Here is a 16,601-nt window from a genome sequence, read left to right as displayed (position 1 = left end):
ATTGTGAAATAATAAGCGCATGTCCGAAAGAGCGAAGCCGTCCCCGCTGCCCATCGACGAGGCCCTGCCGCGCCTGCGCGCCGCCCTGGCCCGGCACCCGGCCGTGGTCCTGCAGGCCCCGCCGGGGGCCGGCAAGACCACGCGCGTGCCCCTGGACCTCCTGGATGCCCCGTGGCTGGCGGGACAGCGCATCCTCATGCTGGAACCGCGCCGGCTGGCGGCACGGGCGGCGGCGCAGCGCATGGCGCAGACCCTGAACGAGCCGCCGGGGCGCACGATCGGCTACCAGATCCGCTTCGAACGGCGCGCCTCCGCCGCCACCCGCGTCGAGGTGCTGACCGAGGGCATTCTCGCCCGCCGCCTGCAAAGCGACCCCGAGCTCCAGGGGGTGGGACTGGTGATCTTCGACGAATTCCACGAGCGCCACCTGCACAGCGACCTGGCGCTGGCCCTGTGCCGGGACGTGCAGCTCGGCCTGCGCGAGGACCTGCGCATCCTGGTCATGTCCGCCACCCTGGACGGCCAGGCCGTCGCCCGCCTGCTGGGCGACGCGCCCATCGTCACCAGCGCGGGACGCAGCCATCCGGTGACCGTGCACCATCTGTCGGCGGCGGCGCAGACGCCCCTGCCCCAGGCCATGGCCGCCGCCATCGCCCAGGCGCTGGAGCGCCACGGCGGCGACCTGCTGGCCTTCCTGCCCGGCGCCGGCGAGATCCGCCGCACCCAGGCGCTGCTCGAAGCCCGGCTGGATCCCGCCGTCTTCCAGGTCTGCCCGCTCTACGGCGACCTGCCGCAGGCGGAGCAGGACCGGGCGCTGCAGCCCGGCCCGCGGCGGCGCGTGGTGCTGGCCACCAACATCGCCGAAACCAGCCTCACCATCGAGGGCATCACCGTGGTGGTGGACGGCGGCTGGAGCCGGCAGGCTCAGTTCGACCCCGGCACCGGCATGAGCCGGCTGGCCACCGTGCGCGTTTCCCAGGCCGCCGCCGAGCAGCGGGCCGGACGCGCGGGCCGGCTCGGCCCCGGCACCTGCTACCGGCTGTGGAGCCTGGACGCCCATGCCGGCCTGCTGCCGCAGGCCACGCCGGAAATCCGCAGCGCCGACCTCGCGCCCCTGCTCCTCGATCTCTGCCACTGGGGCGTGGCCGACCCGGCCAGCCTGACTTGGCTGGACCCGCCGCCCGCCGCCGCCCTGGGCCAGGCGCGGCAGCTCCTGCAAAGCCTGGCGGCCCTGGATGCCGAGGGGCGCATCACGCCGCTGGGCCGGCGCATGGCCGCCCTGCCCTTGCATCCACGCCTGGCCCACATGCTGGTGCGCGCGCAGGAACTGGATCTCGCCGCCCCGGCCTGCGATCTGGCCGCCCTGCTGTCCGAGCGCGACCTCTTCGCGCGCGACGCCGCCGGCGACCTGCACGACCGCCTGGAAGCGCTGCACGACTGGCGCCGGCGCGGCAACGCCGCCGCCCAGGCCTGGGGCGCGGAGGCGGCCGCCTGCCGGCGCGTGGACGCGGCCGCCGCCCAGTACCGGCGGCTGCTCGGCCTCGACGGCGCGCCCGAAGCGGTGCCCGAACCCGCGCAAGTGGGCCTGCTGGCGGCCCTGGCCTACCCGGACCGCATCGGCCAACGGCGCGAGCCCGGCGGCGACCGCTACCTGCTGGCCCAGGGCCGCGGCGCGCGCCTGTCCGGGCGCAGCAGCCGGCAACGCCCGCCCTGGCTGGTGGCGGCCCAGCTGGACGCGGGCCAGGGGGAGGCGCTCATCCATGTGGCGCAGCCGGTGACGTCCGAACTGCTGCGCCGGCATTGGGCCGACCGGATCCAGCTTCGGGAGCGGGTCGATTGGGATGCCCAGACGCAGCAGATCCAGGCCCAGCGCGAGGAGCGCCTGGGTGCGCTCGTCCTGAGCAGTCAGCCGCTGGACAACCCGCCCGCGCAGGCGGTGCAGGCCGCCCTGCTGGATGGCCTGCGTCGCCTGGGCGCGGAGGCCTTGCCCTGGTCCCCGGCAGCCCGGCAACTGCAGGCGCGCGTGCGCTTCCTGCGCCAGCACCTGCCCGAGGAAAACTGGCCCGACTTCAGCGACGAGGTCCTGCTGGCGACGCTGGCCGACTGGCTCGCGCCATGGCTGGACAGCGTGCGCAGCCTGCGCGCCCTGGCGCAGCTCGATCTGCACGAGATCCTGCTCAGCCGCTTGGACTGGCCGCAGCGCGTCCGCCTGGACGAGGGCGCCCCCACCCATCTCGTGGTGCCCAGCGGCTCGCGCATCCGCCTGGACTACGAAGACGAACAAGCGCCGGTGCTGGCGGTCAAACTGCAGGAACTGTTCGGCTTGGCCGAGACGCCCCGCGTCGCCTGGAACCGGGTACCGGTCACCCTGCACCTGCTGTCGCCGGCGCGCCGGCCCATCCAGGTCACCCGGGATCTCAAGAACTTCTGGGAGCGGACTTATTTCGAGGTGCGCAAGGAGCTCAAGGGCCGCTATCCCAAGCATCCGTGGCCCGATGATCCGTGGCGGGCGCCGCCGACCCGGGGCACCACGCGCGCGGCGGCTCGCGACAGCTGATGGACACCCGGATGCTTTCGTGTATCGTTACTGGATTTCTCAACCGCAGCACGGACAGGGCCGATGATCAAACCACTGCAAAAACTCAGGCTGCAGGGCTTCAACAACCTCACCAAGAGCCTCAGCTTCAACATCTACGACATCTGCTATGCCCGCACCAAGGAGGAGCGCCAGGAGTACATCGACTACATCGACGAGGTGTACAACGCCGCCCGCCTGACGCAGATCCTCACGGACGTGGCCGACATCATCGGCGCCAACGTGCTCAACATCGCCAGCCAGGACTACGAGCCCCAGGGCGCCAGCGTCACCATCCTGATCTCCGAGGAGCCGGTGCTCACCGAGGAGCCGCGCAACCCGCAGGCACCGGGTCCGTTGCCGGAAACCTTGCTGGCCCACCTGGACAAAAGCCACATCACCGTCCACACCTACCCGGAAAGCCATCCGGACAGCGGCATCAGCACCTTTCGCGCCGACATCGACGTGTCCACCTGCGGCAAGATCTCGCCCCTGCGCGCCCTGAATTTCCTCATCCACAGCTTCGACTCGGACATCGTCATCATCGACTACCGGGTGCGCGGCTTCACCCGCGACGTCAAGGGCAAGAAGCACTACATCGACCACAAGATCAGTTCGATCCAGAACTTCATCGCGCGCGACACCACGGACCGCTACCACGCCATCGACGTGAACGTCTACCAGGAAAACATCTTCCACACCAAGCTGCTGCTCAAGGATTTCGACCTGGACAACTATCTCTTCGGCACGGCGCGCGAGGACCTGAAGCCCGCGGAAAAGGAGATGGTCAAGAAGCGGCTGCGGCGGGAGATGCTGGAGATCTACTATGGCAAGAATATGAGCCACACGATCTGAGCGGCGGACCGCCGCCCGGAGCGCGTGGCGGATGGCGGGCGATCAGTCCTGCTGGGGCAGATGGTCCAGATGGTAGAGCACGCCCAAGAGCACGAAGGTCGAGCCCAGCATCCACAGCGGGCCGAAGAGCCACAGCACCAGCGGCACGGCAAAGTAGTAGGTGCGCATCCCCAGGCTGTTGTAAGCCACCGCCCGGTTCAGGTGCTGGGCCACCCGATCCGGCGTCACCCCGTGGCGCTCGGGCGTATTGGGCACATTGATCAGATAGCCGACGTGATTGTAGCCGCGCACCGCCAGGGAGAAGGCGAAAAAGGCCACGAAAAAGTCCACGATCAGCATCAGCAGCTTGAAAATCCACATGCCCGGCTCGCGCGAGCCCCAGTTGTTGAGCACGTGCAGGATCGGGCCGATCTTGTCGGCATTGGCCAGCATGTTCAGGATGCCCATGATGAGCAGGACCGCGGTGGAGGCCATCAGGGTGGCGGCCATGGTGGAGTTGCGCAAGGTCTGCACGGCCAGCACGTCGCGGTTTTCCTCCATGATCCGTTCCACCCACGAAACCCGCGCCAGATTGTTGATCCCCTGCACGGTGGCGGTGGGTTGCCGGCGGATTCGTCGGAGCATCCACTCGCGGTAGCCGAACAGGATCAGCACGCAGAAGAAGAACACGGACAAGTCAAAGAAGTACGGCCAGAACTGCGGTGAGTGGATGTCAATCACACGATTCGCCTTTTTTGATCTTTTTCAAGCTGCTTTCGGGAAACGCCTACCATTGCCCAGCCAAGCCCGGGCGTGACGGGCCATAGGACCTTGGTCGCCTTTGCCTGGCCGATTGCCGGCGCCTAAGCTGAAAGAGGATGTCCTGTGCACAGGGTCGCAGGATGACTTAAAATAATAAACGTATTCTAAAATACAAGCAGACAAGGAGCCTAGCATGGAACAAGAGGACTATCAAAGCGCGGGGATCCTGCTGATCGTCGGGGCGCTGCTCGGCGCCGGCCTCGCCCTGCTCTATGCGCCCCACCCCGGCCGGGAGACGCGCCAGGGCCTGCGCGACAAGGCCCAGCGCACCTGGGACCGGGTCAAGAACTCGCCCGAAGCCATCAACGAGCGGGTGGGGGAATTGCTGGACACCATCGCCGAAAACAGCCGGCAACTGGTAAGGGAGGCCGGCACCCTGACCCAGGAGCGGCAGGCCGAGCTGCGCGCCACCATCGAATCCGCGCGCAACGAGCTGGAGCGGTTGCGCAAGCGCATTGCCAAAATGGACTGACGGCAGGGCGAACCGTGCCCGCCTGATTGACCTGCCGCCGAAACTGGGGTATATTGCTCGGCCTTACGCGGGGTGTAGCGCAGCCTGGTAGCGCACCTGCTTTGGGAGCAGGGTGTCGGAGGTTCGAATCCTCTCACCCCGACCACCATGCAATCAGGTTGCGGCGAAGGCTGGCAGGCGAAATCCGGTTTGATGTATGCTGGTTGCCACGGGCGCCCGTAGCTCAACCGGATAGAGCAACGGCCTTCTAAGCCGTAGGTTGCAGGTTCGATTCCTGCCGGGCGCGCCATTCCCGATAGGTAGAGGTTTCAATGGTGGCTGTAGCTCAGTCGGTAGAGCCCCGGATTGTGATTCCGGTCGTCGTGGGTTCGAGCCCCATCAGCCACCCCATTCACCTTGGCGGATGGATTTGCTATAGTATCCGCCCACGGGCCGTTAGCTCAATTGGTAGAGCAGCGGACTCTTAATCCGTTGGTTGTAGGTTCGATTCCTACACGGCCCACCAAACAAGAAAACGGCCTGGACTCCGCGATCCAGGCCGTTTTTTCTTTCCGCCCTTGCCTGCCCGACGGTTAACCAAACGCCGACCGAATCGTTGACTGGATCATGAACCCGGTCCCGAGTCACCCCTACTTTCGTGCAGTTCTCCTGGCACGAAAGCCCGCTGTATACTTCATGGTTTACCCGGTTCCGAAGGAGCGGGGCCGCGACAGGTCCGGTCACTTCAGGCACGAGCAGCAAGCGGAGGCACGCCATGCGGGTGCAAACACTCCTCCTGGTGGAAGACAACCCCGATGACGAGGCGCTGACCCTGCGCACCTTGAAAAAGCTCTGCGCAGGACAACAGGTCGTGGTGGTGCGCGATGGCGTGGAGGCACTGGACTATCTCTTCGGTGCCGGCCAGTACGCCCAGCGCCAGCCCGCCGAGCTGCCGCAAGTGATGCTGCTGGATCTGAATTTGCCCCGCGTGAATGGTTTCGAGCTGTTGCAGCGGTTGCGGGCCGACGCGCGCACCCGCACCTTGCCGGTGGTGGTGCTGACCACCTGCGAAGCGGACTGGAAGCGGGTAGAAAGCTTCGCCTCGGGCGCCAGCAGCTATGTATGCAAGCCGGTGAACCCGGCGCAACTGTCGGACGCCCTGCGGCAACTGGGCCTGGAAATCTGACGCGCAGGATATGCTTGGCTCCGTGCCCTGCGCCGGCCTCCCGCATCCTACCTTTTGCTCAATCCCTGCCGGTGAGGCGCTGCTAGGATTGCTCGTTCCTACTTCAAGCCGGGATGCGGCATCCCGATGGAAAACAGGTGATTTTCCTACGTAGAAAGCGTCGGCAAAGCCAGGGGCGGCGCAGAAAAGGCGCGACAGCCGGGGATATGGCCCGCGTTGCGGTGCAGCGCGGCTTGCTGGCATCCGATTTCCATTACACCGGGCAGGATGCGCCCGGCACGGATGCGAGCGCGGACACCGCCGAAAACGCCATACTGCAGGAACGCCAGCCCGACGACAAGTGAGGGTTCGCACCCGGATGCAGCGCCCGGGTCATTGAGCCAGCCGTGCGTCCCCACCCCGTTGCGGCGTCCGGTCGTAGGCGCGGGTTGGCCCGCGATCCGCTTCAGCGGCTGGCCTCTGCTATCGCGGGTCAGCCCGCGCCTCCCAAGGTGAAGCAGAAGGTGGCGCCCTGTCCCACCGTGCTTTCCGCCCAGATGCGGCCGCCGTGGCGGCGGATGATGCGCTGCACGATGGCCAGGCCGACGCCGGTGCCCTCGAATTCGCTGGCGCCGTGCAGGCGCTGGAAAGCGCCGAAGAGCTTGCCGGCATAGGCCATGTCGAAGCCGGCGCCGTTGTCGCGCACGAAATAGACGGTCTGCCCGTCCTGCGCGAAAGCGCCGAACTCGATGCGCGCATTGGCGTGCTTACCGGTGAACTTCCAAGCATTGCCCAAGAGGTTTTCCAATACCACCTGCAGCAGGCGCGGGTCGCCGCGGGCGATCACATCGGGAGCGACGTGAAATTCCACTTCGCGCTCCGGTTCGGACGCATACAGGTTTGTGGCGATGCGGCGCGCCAGGTCGCTGAGGTTGACCGGTTCCCGACGCAGCTCGCCACGGGTGGCCTGGGCCAATTGCAAGAGATCGTCGATCAATTGCGCCATGCGCTGGCTGGCGGCGCGCACGCGCTCCAGATCCTGCCGGCAGGAGTCGCTCAGGATATCGCCGCAATCCTCCAGCACCGCGCGGCTGAAGCCGTCGATGCCGCGCAGCGGCGCGCGCAGGTCATGGGACACCGAGTAGCTGAAGGACTCCAGCTCCTGGTTCACGGCACTGAGCTCGGCGGTGCGCTCCGCCACCCGCCGCTCCAGCTCCGCATTGAGCTGCCGAATCTCCGCTTCCGCCTGGCGGCGTTCGGCCTTGGCCCGCTGGCGCTCGCTGATGTCCTCGTGGATGGCAACGAAGACGGGCGGCGATTCCTCGGCGGAGAGTTGCAGCCGAACCTCCACGGGGTAGAGACTGCCGTCCTTGCGCCGGTGCACGGATTCGAAGACCACCTGTTGCTGTCTGCCGCTGCGCAGCGGTTCGATCAAAGCCTCGAACTCCTCCCGGCTGATCGGGTGCAGGTCCACCGGCGTCATGCGGCGCAGCTCTTCCATGGAGTAGCCGAGATTATGCAATGCCCCTTGGCTCACCTGCACGAAACGCAGCGACTGGGCATCGAAGGTATAAATCTCGTTGAAGACGCTGTCGATGATGCGGCCAAGCCGGGTGGTCAGATCCTCGGCGCGCTTGCGCTCCCGCTCGGAGGCCCGCTGCCAGCGCAGACCGAGGCGATAGACGATGTAGCCGCCCAGGCCCAGGAACAGCAGCAGGCCGAAGGGCACCTGGATATGCGACAGCCAGGCGCGCTGCACGAAACCGTAGGGAATGGACACGAAGGCGGCGAATGGATATTGCGCCAGGCGATGGTAGGCGCCCAGCCGCTTGTCCGGACCGCAGGCGTCGGCCTGCCCGCTGTAGATCCCGCTTTTGCGCCTGGGCTCATCCCGCAGGGCGTGGGCCACCGGGCAATCGGCCGGGCGCGAGTAGGTGCGGACCGGGTCCCAGGCGCTGGGCCACAAGCTCTGGAAAAAGCCGTCCTGCCGCACGAGGCCAATGACGGTGCCGGGCGGCAGCGCCAGGGTGCGCCAGATGGCCTGCTGGTTGTCCAGCGGCAGCGTGGCGGACAGGACGAACTGCACCCGGCCCCGGGCATCGCGCACCGGATATTGCAAGGGAATGACCCACTGCCGGGTGAGCGGGCCCTGCAGGGGCGGCAGGACGTTCAGCCCCTGTCCGGCCAGGGTGGACTGAAAATGCGGCCAATAGCGACGCACGGCGCGCAGATCGGGGGACGGCTGGCCCGGCGCCAGGCTGATGGAAGCGGCAATGCGGCCATCCGGTGCAATGAGGTGCACGGCAAGGAGATCCGGGTTGGCTTGCTGAAAACGCAGCAGCAAAGCGCGCGTATGCGCCAAGTCGGCCGGCGCGCCCGCGTCCTGCAGTTCGCGACCGAGCAGGTAAAGGCCGCTGGCATAATGATCGAAAAACTGGTCCGCCGAGCGGGCGGCAAAGTCGCTGAGCTGCCGCAGGCGGGTCTGTTCCTCCTGCTGTTCCACGTGCCATGCGTAGGCGCCGTAGAGCGCGGCGAAGAGCAGCAGCAGGCCGGCCAGCCAGCGGAAGGACGAGGCCAGCGCCTGGGTGGCGGGCGGGGTGTGCGTGAGCAAGCGGCATCCCTTAAGATGTGATTTATTTACTATTTTAGACGCCCGCCAGCGTACCCGGGTTCAGGCCGCTCTGCCCGGGCCCTTGGTCAGGGGGCACGGACCAGCGTCTGGCCGCAGCGCCGGCAACGGTAAAGCGCTTCGCCGCGCTGGGCCTTATTGTGCCGCCGGGAACTCAACGATTGCGGGCCGCAGGCGCAGGCATAGGCAAAGTGCCGCAGGCGGCGGGTGCGCGCGCTGGCGAGGTCGAAGCGGTGGCAGCGCCGCGGCTCGACGCCCATGCGCCGCATCAGCGCCTGCCACACCCGTCCGTGCGGACGATCTGTCTTCCCCAGTTGCCGCTGCCAGAGATGGCAAAGCTCGTGGGGAATGACTTCCGCCAGGAAGGCGGCGAGGTTTTCCCGCAGCAGCACTTCGTTCAGACGGATGTGGTTGGCGGGCCAGAGGGCCTGGCCGGCGGTGGCGCCCGTCAAGTCCAGGGACACGCTGGGCGGGCGGATGCCGAAGGTGGTGCACAGCTCCTGGATCCGGGCCGCGACGGCGGCCTGCAGTTGTGTTTCTGTCATTGCATCCGTGCTCTTGAACCGGGATAGTAGCCCAACATCGAAAACCCGATGATCCCTTGCCGAACGCCGCGGGGCAAGCATGAGCGCCGCCAGAGCCAAATCGAAAAATTTCCGCATCTTCCTGCAGGTGGGCCGCTTCCTGCTGCCGCACCGGGCCAAGGTGGCGTGGTTTCTGCTGGCCATGCTGGTGGCGGCCGGCACCAGCCTCGCCCTGCCCCAGGGGGTGCGCTGGTTCGTGGACCACGCCTTCGCCTCGCCCCAGGCCCTGCGCCAGGCCACCCTGGTGCTGGTCGGGCTCGGCGTGCTCATGATGCTGGCCACCGCCGCGCGCTACGCCTTGGTGACCTGGACCGGCGAGCGGATCGTCGCCGACATCCGCAGCGCGGTCTTTGCCCACGTGATCGGCCTGTCGCCGGCTTTCTTCGAGACCCGGCGCACCGGCGAGATCATCGCGCGGCTGACCAGCGACGTGGCCACCCTGGAATCGGTGGTGACCTCGTCCGTGTCCATCGCCCTGCGCAGCCTGGTGACGCTGGTCGGCTGCATCATCCTCATGTTCTACACTAATGCCCGGCTGGCCGGCTTGAGCTTCATCGCCGTGCCGGCCATCGTCTTCAGCGCCATGGCCATGGGACGCACGGTGCGGCGCCTGAGCCGCCAGGTGCAGGACCGCGTGGCCGACATCGGCGCCCAGATCGAGGAGAGCCTCAACGCCATCCGCACGGTGCAGGCCTACAACCGACAGGCGGCGGTGCGCGATCGCTACCAGGCCACCGTGGCCGAGGGCTTTGCCAGCGGCGTGCGCCGCATCCTGGTGCGCGCCCTGACCATGGTGGTGGTCGGCGTGCTGGTTTTCGCCGCCATCGGCGCGGTGGTCTGGGTCGGCGGCACGGACGTGCAGGCCGGCCGCCTGAGCACGGGCGCGCTCACCGCCTTTCTCATGTACGCCTTCTTCGCCACCGTGTCGGTGGCCGCTCTGGGCGAGGTGTGGGGCAGCCTGCAGCAGGCGGCGGGAGCCACCGAGCGGCTCTTCGAGCTGCTCGGCGAGCGGCCGCAGGTGCCGGAGCCCGCCGCGCCCCAGCCGCTGCCGGCGGGCCGCGGCGAGATCGTCTTCGAGCACGTGCGCTTCGCCTACCCCCTGCGGCCGGAGGCCTGCGCCCTCGACGATCTGAGCCTGCACGTGGCCGCCGGCGAGACCGTGGCCCTGGTGGGGCCGTCCGGGGCGGGCAAGAGCACTGTGCTGCAACTGCTGCTGCGCTACTACGACCCGCAGGCCGGCGACATCCGCATCGACGGCGTCTCCATCCGGCGCCTGCGGCTGGCCGACCTGCGCTCGCTGCTGGCCATCGTGCCCCAGGATCCCGTCATCTTCGCAGCCAACGCCTGGGACAACATCCGCATCGGCCGGCCCGATGCCTCGGACGCGGCCGTGCGCGCCGCCGCCGAAGCCGCCCGCGCCGCCGAGTTCCTGGACCGCCTGCCGGACGGCTTCGACACCTACCTGGGCGAAAAGGGCGTCACCCTGTCCGGCGGCCAAAAGCAGCGCATCGCCATCGCCCGCGCCCTGCTGCGCGACCCGCGCATCCTGCTGCTGGACGAGGCCACCAGCGCCCTGGACGCGGAGAACGAGCGGCTGGTCCAGGAAGCCCTGCAGCACCTGATGCAGGGCCGCAGCACCCTGGTGGTGGCGCACCGGCTGGCCACGGTGAAGCAGGCGCACCGCATCGTGGTGCTGGAAGCCGGCCGGGTCAGCGCCGTCGGCAGCCACGAGGAGCTGCTGGCCCAGGGCGGTCTCTATGCCCGCCTGGCATCGCTGCAATTCATCGGTTGATCACCGCTTCCGCCACTTTTCGCCGAACTCGGCGGCCTGAACTAAACCCCGCTTTCGCAATCTTAGCGATTAGGATCGGCATCGTTTTTACACGGGCAAGGACAATTTATGTCTAGCGTCGACCTGGAAAAGCTGAAGGAACTGAATGACCGGCTCAATCAAGCCATCCAGCAGTGCAGCCACGAGGAACTGGTGGAATGCGCCAAGCTGCTGGTGCTTGAGCTGGCCTATTACAAGGTGCGGCACACCATTTACACCAGCGAGGCCTTTTCCGGCCTCTACGAACTCCCCCCCACCCAGTTGCTGAAGGTCATCGCCGAAGCCAACAACGAATTCACCGCCCTCCTCTCCGGCCTTCAAGGCGAGCCGGAAAAGCTGATCCACATCCGCAACAAGCTGCAATCGATCGTTTGAGAAGCGGGCGCCGGGCTGGGCGTCTCCCCGTAGCAGCGGGCTTGCCCGCTCCTACGCAAGGGTTATGGCGCGGACGTCGCGCCCATGGCGAAAGCGGCATTGTCCCATTGCGAACCCCTCTCCTCCCCCGCTGTCCAACGTAAGGGGTAAGCCAAACGGCTGCCTCAGGAGGTGATCGCCATGAACATCCCGTTGGCAGACATCATGTTGCATGTGGATGAGTTGCTGGGCCGCGAGGAGTTGGAGCGGCTCGAGGACATGTTGCGCGCGGATGACGGCATCATCAGTGCGCATTTCCCGGCGGCCAGGCCGCATCTCATGCTGGTCGCGTACAACCCCGACTGCATCACGTCCGGGGAGATCCTGGGCCGTATCGTCCAATCCGGCAGGCACGCCGAACTGATCGGCCTGTAAAGGCGCATGCACAGGCGGGGGCTTCGGCCCCCGCCATGCTTGGTGGCTGGCTTTGCCCTCAGCCGGCGGCCCGCGCCATCCCGGCCGGCCAAACGACCCGGAAGGTGCTGCCCTGGCCGGGTTTGCTTTCCGCCTCCACGCGCGCACCCATCAGATCCGCGAAGCCTTTCACCAGCGCCAGGCCCAGCCCCATGCCGCCGAAGCGGCCGGTGCTGTGGCCCTCGGCCTGGTAGAAGCGGTCGAAGATGCGCGGCAGGATCTCGGGATCGATGCCGATGCCGGTGTCCTCCACCGCCAGCACCACGGCGCCGTCCGGCGACATGCCGATCCTGACCATGATCTGGCCGCCGATGCCGATGAACTTGACGGCATTGGACAGGAGCTGGTCCAGGATCTTGCGCACCAGAGCGGCATCCCCCTGCACCCGCGCGTCCGGCACCTGCAGGTCCAGCCCCAGATAGACGCCGCGCTCCTGCGCCCGGCCGGCGTAGACCTCGACCACGCCGCGGGCGACCTCGGCCAGGGGCACGGGCGCATGCTGCGGCCGGAGCATGCCGCCGGTCAGCATGGCATAGTCGAGCAGGTCCTCGATCTTCTGGGACAGCCGGTCCGCGCCCATGCGAATGCGCTCCACCATCTGCCGCTGGGCCGGGGTGAGATTGCCGTCGCTGTCCTCGGCCAGCAGGGAGGCGAAGCCGACGATCAGGCTGAGCGGGGTCTTGAGCTCGTGGGACACGGCGGAAAGCACGTCGTTTTTCATGTGCTCGGCCGCGACGGCGGTCGCCGCCACCTCCTGCTGCAGGCGCTGGTCGGCCATTCTGAGGGCCTGCTCCTGCTCGAGCAGCAGGGCCTCGATGCGGCGGTTGCGGGCGTAGCGTTCGGTGATGTCGCGGAACACCATGATCAGTCCGCCGCAGGCGCCGGCCTCGTCCAGCAAGGGATTGGCGGTCATCAGCAACGCCCGCTCCACGCCGTCGGCCCACTCGAAGAAGCAAACGACATCGACGATCTTGCTGCCGGGCACCGCGAAGAGCTGCTCCAGCGGCATCGCCTCCCCGCGCTCGTCGCGCACGGCGGTGATGCCGGAAAAGAGCGTGCCGCGCGCCACCGGCGGCGTACCCAGGCGCAGCAGCTCGGCGCCCTTGGGATTGAGCAGCTCGATCTGCCCCGCCGCGTCCAGGATGAGCACGCCCACCTCCACGCTCTCCAGGAGGTCGGTCAGGCGCCGGTGATCGCGCTCGATGGTCTGCAGGCTTTGCTGCAGCGCCAGCATGGCGGCGAAGAGATTTTTCTGGATGCGCCGGTTTTCCAGCTGCAGCCGGTGCTTTTCGATGGCGTTGCGCAGGGCCGCCACCAGATCGCGGCGGCCGACCGGCTTGATCAGATAGTCCGTCGCCCCGGCCGTCAGCGCCTTCACGGCGATGGCTTCGGAGCCGTGCGCCGTCATCACGATCACCGGAAAATCGCCGTTCTGCTCGCGCATGGCGGCCAGCACTTCAAGGCCATCCATGTCGGGCAGGCGCAGGTCCAGCAGCACCGCGTCGAAGCGCTCGTGCCGGATGCGCTCCAGGGCGGCGGCGCCGGTTTCCGCCAGGGCGGTGGCGAAGTTTTCCACTTCCAGCCGTCGTTCGATCAGCTCCAGGTTGGCCGGATCGTCGTCCACGACGAGCACGCGGCAGGCGGGACAGGCGGCGTCCGCCTCCCCCAGCAGCTGGCGCACCTGCTGCAGGAGCTCGCGGTGGCGGAAGGGCTTGTACAGCACCGCCGTCAGGCCCGGCAGCCGCTCGTCCAACCCGGTGTCCTGAACCTGCCGGCGGATCTCCTCCTCGCCGCAGAAGGCGGTCACCCACATGACCGGAATCCGGGCAAACTCCGGGTCGGCCTTCAGCTCCGCGGTAAAGCGGAAGCCGTTCTTGCCGGGCAGGATCAAATCGGTGATCACCAGATCGGGCCGCTCCCGGCGCGCCAGCGCCAGTCCGCTGTCGCCATCCGCTGCCGTCGTGACCGCATAGCCCGCCATCGTCAGGTGATCCCGCAGCCGCTCGCGGCTGGCGGCGTCGTCCTCCACGATCAGAATGTGCTTGCCTGCCTCGCTCATGCGTCCTCCCCCGCCAGCGGCAGCGTAAAGGCAAAGGTGGAGCCCCGCTCGACCTCGCTGGCCACGCTGATCTGGCCGCCGTGCATCTCCACCAGCCGGCGGGTGATGGCCAGTCCCAGGCCCGTGCCCTGCTGGCGCGGCTTGCGCATGGTATCCACCTGGTGGAACTCCTCGAAGAGGTGCGGCAGCGCGGCGGCGGGGATGCCGATGCCGTCGTCGCCAACCTCGATCCGCATCATGTCGCCGTCCACCGCGGCGCGCACGCTGATGTGGCCGCCCTCGGGGGTGAACTTGTGGGCATTGCTGACGAGGTTAGAGAGGATCTGGTACAGCTTGGTCTCGTCGGCCAGCACCGGCGGCAGCGCATCCGCGTCCGCCACCGTGAACACCTGCCGCTTGCGCAGCACCAGCGGCTGGAAGATGTTGCGGATCTCATCGAAGGTGCCCTGTAGCCGGAGCGGCGCCAGATACAGCCTGGACTTGCCCGCCTGCAGCTTGGCCAGGTCGAGAATGTCGTTGATGAGCGCCAGCAGATGCCGGCCGGCGTTGAGGATGTTCTCCACGTAGCGGTGCTGGGGCGGGCTCAGCTCGCCGGCCAGACCGTCGAGGGCGTCCTCGGCGAAGCCGATGATGGCGTTCAGCGGCGTGCGCAGCTCATGGCTCATGCTGGCGAAGAACTGCGACTTCATGCGGTCCATGTCCTGCAATTGCTTGTTGGCCAGGTCCAGCTCGACGATGGTCTTTTCCAACTCGTACTTGGCGTCCTCCGCCTCGCGGGCGGTCTCCTGCAAGAGCCGGTAGGCGTCCGAGTAGGCGATGCCGTAGGCGATCATGGTCTCGATCAGCACGTTGAAGGACGACAGCACTTCCGCCAGGCGCTGCTCCTGCGGCAGATCGGGCGATAGCCTTTGCAGGGCGTCCAGGTGCATGCCGATCAGCTCGTCGGGACTGATGTGCTGCTGCTGGAACTCTTTGCCCAAATCATAGGCGCGCAGCAGATCCACCTCCCGGTGCGCGGCCAGATACTCCTTGAGCACCTCTTCGTAATCGACTTTGCTGCTCACGTTTCATACCTCAAAATCAGGAGGAGCTGGTCATCGTGGTGGCGGCCATGTTCATGCACGATCTGGCTGGCCAGCATCTGCAGGTCGCGCCCGCGGGCGGCGGGCGAGATCTCGAAGCGGTCCGAGATGCCGTCGGTGTGCATGATGAGCAGGTCACCGGGCAAAAAGGCGAATTGTTCGGCGCGGAAGCTGCGCGCCGTATAGCCGGCGATGCCGTTGACGGTGACCGGGCGGTAGATCCGCTCCGCGGCGACGATGCGCGTCTCGATGTTGCCGAGCCCCGCGTGCACCAGGGTGCCGGCGCGCAGGTCGATGCGCACGATCGCCAGCACCGCTCCGCGCGTGCCGCGCAGCGCGCGATGGCAGCCGTCCAGCAGCGCGCGCGGGTCCTGCTCCTGGTGCCTGGCAACGTACTCGATGGCCCGGTGCGCCGCCGCCTGCGCCATCGGGCCGTGGCCGAGCCCGTCGGCCATCGCCACCAGCACCATGTCGCGGGAATGGATGACGCAGTAGTCGTCGCCGCTGCGGGTTTCGCCGATGACCGGCTGGTGCACGAGGCCGCAGCTCAGACGGCCCATTTTTCCACCTCCACCCGCGTGCCCTGCCCCGGCGCCGAATCGATGGCGAAGCGGTCGGCCATCTCCCGCACCATCGGCAAGCCGTCGCCGAAGGAGCCCGCCGTGGAGAAGGCCCGCTGCAGCGCCCGCTCCAGGTCGGCGATGCCGCGGCCGTGGTCCTCGGCAACGAGGCGCACCCCCGGCCGCGCATCCAGGCGCTCCACCCGCAAGGTGCCATGTCCGGCATGCTTGACCATGTTGCTGGCCAGCTCGGACACGATCACCTCGATGCGGCTGCGGTCCTCGGCCGTGAATGGCAGGCCGGCGATGAAGCGGCCGACCTCCTGCCGCGCCCACAGCACGTCCTCCATATGCCGGACCGGCAGGGACAATGCCGCTACTGGCGCCATTTGCGGATGGTCACGTGCACGCCCTCGCCCGGCGCGCTGCGGATCTCGAATTCGTCCATGAGCCGCTGCGTGCCCGGCAGGCCGGCGCCCAGCCCCTTGCTGGAACTGTAGCCCTGCCCCATGGCCAGGTCGATATCGGCGATGCCGGGGCCTTCGTCGTCCACCTGGATCTCGATGCCGGTCCGCCCCTCGGGGCTTTGCAGCTCGCGCAGCGTCACCGACCCGCGCACGCCGTAGACCACCACGTTGCGGGCCAGCTCGGAAATGGCGGTGGTGATGCGCGCCTGATCCACCGCCTTGAAGCCGAGCTGCTGCGCCAATTGCCGGCCCTCCTGGCGGGCGATGATGACATCCGCTTCCGTGTTGATGGCCACCACCTTGGCGCGTCCCTTATTCGTCATGGCGGACATCCTCCCCGGCCTTGTCCTGCTCGGGGCCGAGCAGCTCGGCCAGGAGCTTCAAGCCCTTCTCCAGATTCCGGGCCGTGGGCACGTTGCTCAACTGCAGGCCGAGCTCCATGAGGATCATGGCGATGGCCGGCGACAGGCCCACCACCACCGTGCGGGTGCCCATGAGGCCGGCCATGGTGGCGATGTCGTTGAGCACCCGCGCCATGAAGGAGTCCACGAAATCCAGCGCGCTGATGTCGAGGATGAGCCCGGCGGCGGCCGTCTTCTCGATGCGGTTGAGAATATCCGACTGCAGCTCCAGCACCAATTGGTCATACAGGTCGCCCTGAATGGGCACGATCAGGTTGCGGCCGATCTGCAGGATGGGGATATTGCTCGCCAT

Annotated in this window: 17 protein-coding genes and 4 tRNA genes; 12 read left to right on the top strand and 9 right to left on the bottom strand. The window is 67.5% G+C overall.

Going from position 1 to position 16,601, the window contains the following annotated elements:
- Positions 1-19: 19 nt before the first annotated feature.
- Entirely contained in the window at positions 20-2,557 is a 2,538-nt protein-coding gene (hrpB, locus tag G579_RS0113585; RefSeq protein WP_028990596.1) for an ATP-dependent helicase HrpB, read from the top strand.
- A 63-nt stretch (positions 2,558-2,620) separates the two neighbouring features.
- A complete protein-coding gene (gene speD / locus G579_RS0113580) occupies positions 2,621-3,430 on the top strand; it encodes an adenosylmethionine decarboxylase (RefSeq protein ID WP_028990595.1) in 810 nt (269 codons plus the stop codon).
- A 42-nt stretch (positions 3,431-3,472) separates the two neighbouring features.
- Here speD and G579_RS0113575 read toward each other — a convergent pair whose 3' ends face one another.
- Positions 3,473-4,150 carry a DUF599 domain-containing protein gene (locus G579_RS0113575; RefSeq protein WP_051181688.1) on the bottom strand — a complete coding sequence of 226 codons (678 nt, stop codon included), beginning with the start codon at positions 4,148-4,150 and terminating at the stop codon, positions 3,473-3,475.
- A 214-nt stretch (positions 4,151-4,364) separates the two neighbouring features.
- On the opposite strand from G579_RS0113575, the gene G579_RS0113570 reads away from it, so the two are divergent.
- From G579_RS0113570 to G579_RS19115, 7 genes are all read left to right on the top strand, one after another.
- Positions 4,365-4,703, top strand: a complete 339-nt coding sequence (locus tag G579_RS0113570) for a YtxH domain-containing protein (protein WP_028990593.1) — start codon at positions 4,365-4,367, stop codon at positions 4,701-4,703.
- Positions 4,704-4,771: 68 nt separating this feature from the next.
- Positions 4,772-4,848: transfer RNA gene (locus G579_RS0113565), tRNA-Pro, on the top strand.
- Between the two features lie 67 nt (positions 4,849-4,915).
- Positions 4,916-4,992 (top strand) — tRNA-Arg (locus G579_RS0113560).
- Positions 4,993-5,017: 25 nt separating this feature from the next.
- Positions 5,018-5,093, top strand: a tRNA-His gene (locus G579_RS0113555).
- A 39-nt stretch (positions 5,094-5,132) separates the two neighbouring features.
- Positions 5,133-5,208: transfer RNA gene (locus G579_RS0113550), tRNA-Lys, on the top strand.
- 249 nt (positions 5,209-5,457) lie between these two features.
- The gene (locus tag G579_RS0113545; protein WP_028990592.1) at positions 5,458-5,868 is read left to right on the top strand and encodes a response regulator; all 411 of its coding nucleotides are present in this window, start codon (positions 5,458-5,460) and stop codon (positions 5,866-5,868) included.
- Between the two features lie 206 nt (positions 5,869-6,074).
- Positions 6,075-6,212 (top strand): hypothetical protein, encoded by a 138-nt coding sequence (locus G579_RS19115; RefSeq protein ID WP_155989887.1) that lies wholly within the window; start codon positions 6,075-6,077, stop codon positions 6,210-6,212.
- Between the two features lie 128 nt (positions 6,213-6,340).
- On the opposite strand, the gene G579_RS18410 is transcribed toward G579_RS19115, so the two are convergent.
- Positions 6,341-8,458: an ATP-binding protein gene (locus tag G579_RS18410; RefSeq protein WP_051181686.1), complete on the bottom strand. Its 2,118-nt coding sequence runs from the start codon at positions 8,456-8,458 to the stop codon at positions 6,341-6,343.
- Between the two features lie 86 nt (positions 8,459-8,544).
- On the bottom strand, positions 8,545-9,021 hold the full coding sequence (locus G579_RS0113530) for a SprT family zinc-dependent metalloprotease (RefSeq protein WP_028990591.1): 477 nt from the start codon (positions 9,019-9,021) through the stop codon (positions 8,545-8,547).
- A 79-nt stretch (positions 9,022-9,100) separates the two neighbouring features.
- Here G579_RS0113530 and G579_RS0113525 point away from each other — a divergent pair, with 79 nt between their 5' ends.
- From G579_RS0113525 to G579_RS0113510, 3 genes are all read left to right on the top strand, one after another.
- Positions 9,101-10,852, top strand: coding sequence for an ABC transporter transmembrane domain-containing protein (locus G579_RS0113525; RefSeq protein ID WP_028990590.1), 1,752 nt, complete (start codon positions 9,101-9,103; stop codon positions 10,850-10,852).
- Positions 10,853-10,960: 108 nt separating this feature from the next.
- The gene (locus tag G579_RS18405) at positions 10,961-11,266 is read left to right on the top strand and encodes a hypothetical protein (RefSeq protein WP_051181684.1); all 306 of its coding nucleotides are present in this window, start codon (positions 10,961-10,963) and stop codon (positions 11,264-11,266) included.
- Positions 11,267-11,446: 180 nt separating this feature from the next.
- A complete protein-coding gene (locus G579_RS0113510; protein ID WP_028990588.1) occupies positions 11,447-11,680 on the top strand; it encodes a hypothetical protein in 234 nt (77 codons plus the stop codon).
- A 58-nt stretch (positions 11,681-11,738) separates the two neighbouring features.
- Here the strand turns inward: G579_RS0113510 and G579_RS0113505 are convergent, their stop codons facing one another.
- Genes G579_RS0113505 through G579_RS0113480 form a run of 6 tightly spaced genes read right to left on the bottom strand, consistent with a single transcriptional unit; the run spans position 11,739 to position 16,601 of the window.
- Positions 11,739-13,778, bottom strand: coding sequence for a hybrid sensor histidine kinase/response regulator (locus tag G579_RS0113505; RefSeq protein ID WP_028990587.1), 2,040 nt, complete (start codon positions 13,776-13,778; stop codon positions 11,739-11,741).
- On the bottom strand, positions 13,775-14,842 hold the full coding sequence (locus G579_RS17730; RefSeq protein ID WP_051181682.1) for a sensor histidine kinase: 1,068 nt from the start codon (positions 14,840-14,842) through the stop codon (positions 13,775-13,777). Before G579_RS17730 ends, G579_RS0113505 begins: the two co-directional genes overlap by 4 nt.
- Positions 14,839-15,420: a SpoIIE family protein phosphatase gene (locus G579_RS0113495; protein ID WP_028990586.1), complete on the bottom strand. Its 582-nt coding sequence runs from the start codon at positions 15,418-15,420 to the stop codon at positions 14,839-14,841. Before G579_RS0113495 ends, G579_RS17730 begins: the two co-directional genes overlap by 4 nt.
- On the bottom strand, positions 15,408-15,809 hold the full coding sequence (locus G579_RS0113490) for an ATP-binding protein (RefSeq protein ID WP_081662808.1): 402 nt from the start codon (positions 15,807-15,809) through the stop codon (positions 15,408-15,410). Before G579_RS0113490 ends, G579_RS0113495 begins: the two co-directional genes overlap by 13 nt.
- The gene (locus G579_RS0113485) at positions 15,797-16,210 is read right to left on the bottom strand and encodes an anti-sigma regulatory factor (protein ID WP_038020112.1); all 414 of its coding nucleotides are present in this window, start codon (positions 16,208-16,210) and stop codon (positions 15,797-15,799) included. The genes G579_RS0113490 and G579_RS0113485 overlap by 13 nt, the downstream gene beginning before the upstream one ends.
- Complete coding sequence (locus G579_RS0113480; RefSeq protein ID WP_028990583.1) at positions 16,200-16,601, bottom strand: STAS domain-containing protein; 402 nt, start codon at positions 16,599-16,601, stop codon at positions 16,200-16,202. The genes G579_RS0113485 and G579_RS0113480 overlap by 11 nt, the downstream gene beginning before the upstream one ends.

It is taken from the genome of Thermithiobacillus tepidarius DSM 3134 (genome assembly GCF_000423825.1).
Classification (GTDB): Bacteria; Pseudomonadota; Gammaproteobacteria; order Acidithiobacillales; family Thermithiobacillaceae; genus Thermithiobacillus; species Thermithiobacillus tepidarius.
Note: the sequence above shows the minus strand (reverse complement) of the source record. Positions and strands in the feature narration are given on the sequence as shown.

Excerpts from the sequence above, each read along its gene's own strand:
- G579_RS0113495 (WP_028990586.1), bottom strand. The coding sequence starts at position 15,420 with ATGGGCCGTCTGAGCTGCGGCCTCGTGCACCAGCCGGTCATCGGCGAA.
- G579_RS0113505 (WP_028990587.1), bottom strand. The coding sequence starts at position 13,778 with ATGAGCGAGGCAGGCAAGCACATTCTGATCGTGGAGGACGACGCCGCC.
- G579_RS0113530 (WP_028990591.1), bottom strand. The coding sequence starts at position 9,021 with ATGACAGAAACACAACTGCAGGCCGCCGTCGCGGCCCGGATCCAGGAG.
- G579_RS18405 (WP_051181684.1), top strand. The coding sequence starts at position 10,961 with ATGTCTAGCGTCGACCTGGAAAAGCTGAAGGAACTGAATGACCGGCTC.
- G579_RS0113545 (WP_028990592.1), top strand. The coding sequence starts at position 5,458 with ATGCGGGTGCAAACACTCCTCCTGGTGGAAGACAACCCCGATGACGAG.
- G579_RS0113485 (WP_038020112.1), bottom strand. The coding sequence starts at position 16,210 with ATGACGAATAAGGGACGCGCCAAGGTGGTGGCCATCAACACGGAAGCG.
- G579_RS0113490 (WP_081662808.1), bottom strand. The coding sequence starts at position 15,809 with ATGGCGCCAGTAGCGGCATTGTCCCTGCCGGTCCGGCATATGGAGGAC.
- G579_RS0113510 (WP_028990588.1), top strand. The coding sequence starts at position 11,447 with ATGAACATCCCGTTGGCAGACATCATGTTGCATGTGGATGAGTTGCTG.
- G579_RS19115 (WP_155989887.1), top strand. The coding sequence starts at position 6,075 with ATGGCCCGCGTTGCGGTGCAGCGCGGCTTGCTGGCATCCGATTTCCAT.
- hrpB (WP_028990596.1), top strand. The coding sequence starts at position 20 with ATGTCCGAAAGAGCGAAGCCGTCCCCGCTGCCCATCGACGAGGCCCTG.
- G579_RS0113525 (WP_028990590.1), top strand. The coding sequence starts at position 9,101 with ATGAGCGCCGCCAGAGCCAAATCGAAAAATTTCCGCATCTTCCTGCAG.
- speD (WP_028990595.1), top strand. The coding sequence starts at position 2,621 with ATGATCAAACCACTGCAAAAACTCAGGCTGCAGGGCTTCAACAACCTC.
- G579_RS0113480 (WP_028990583.1), bottom strand. The coding sequence starts at position 16,601 with ATGGCGAGCAATATCCCCATCCTGCAGATCGGCCGCAACCTGATCGTG.
- G579_RS0113570 (WP_028990593.1), top strand. The coding sequence starts at position 4,365 with ATGGAACAAGAGGACTATCAAAGCGCGGGGATCCTGCTGATCGTCGGG.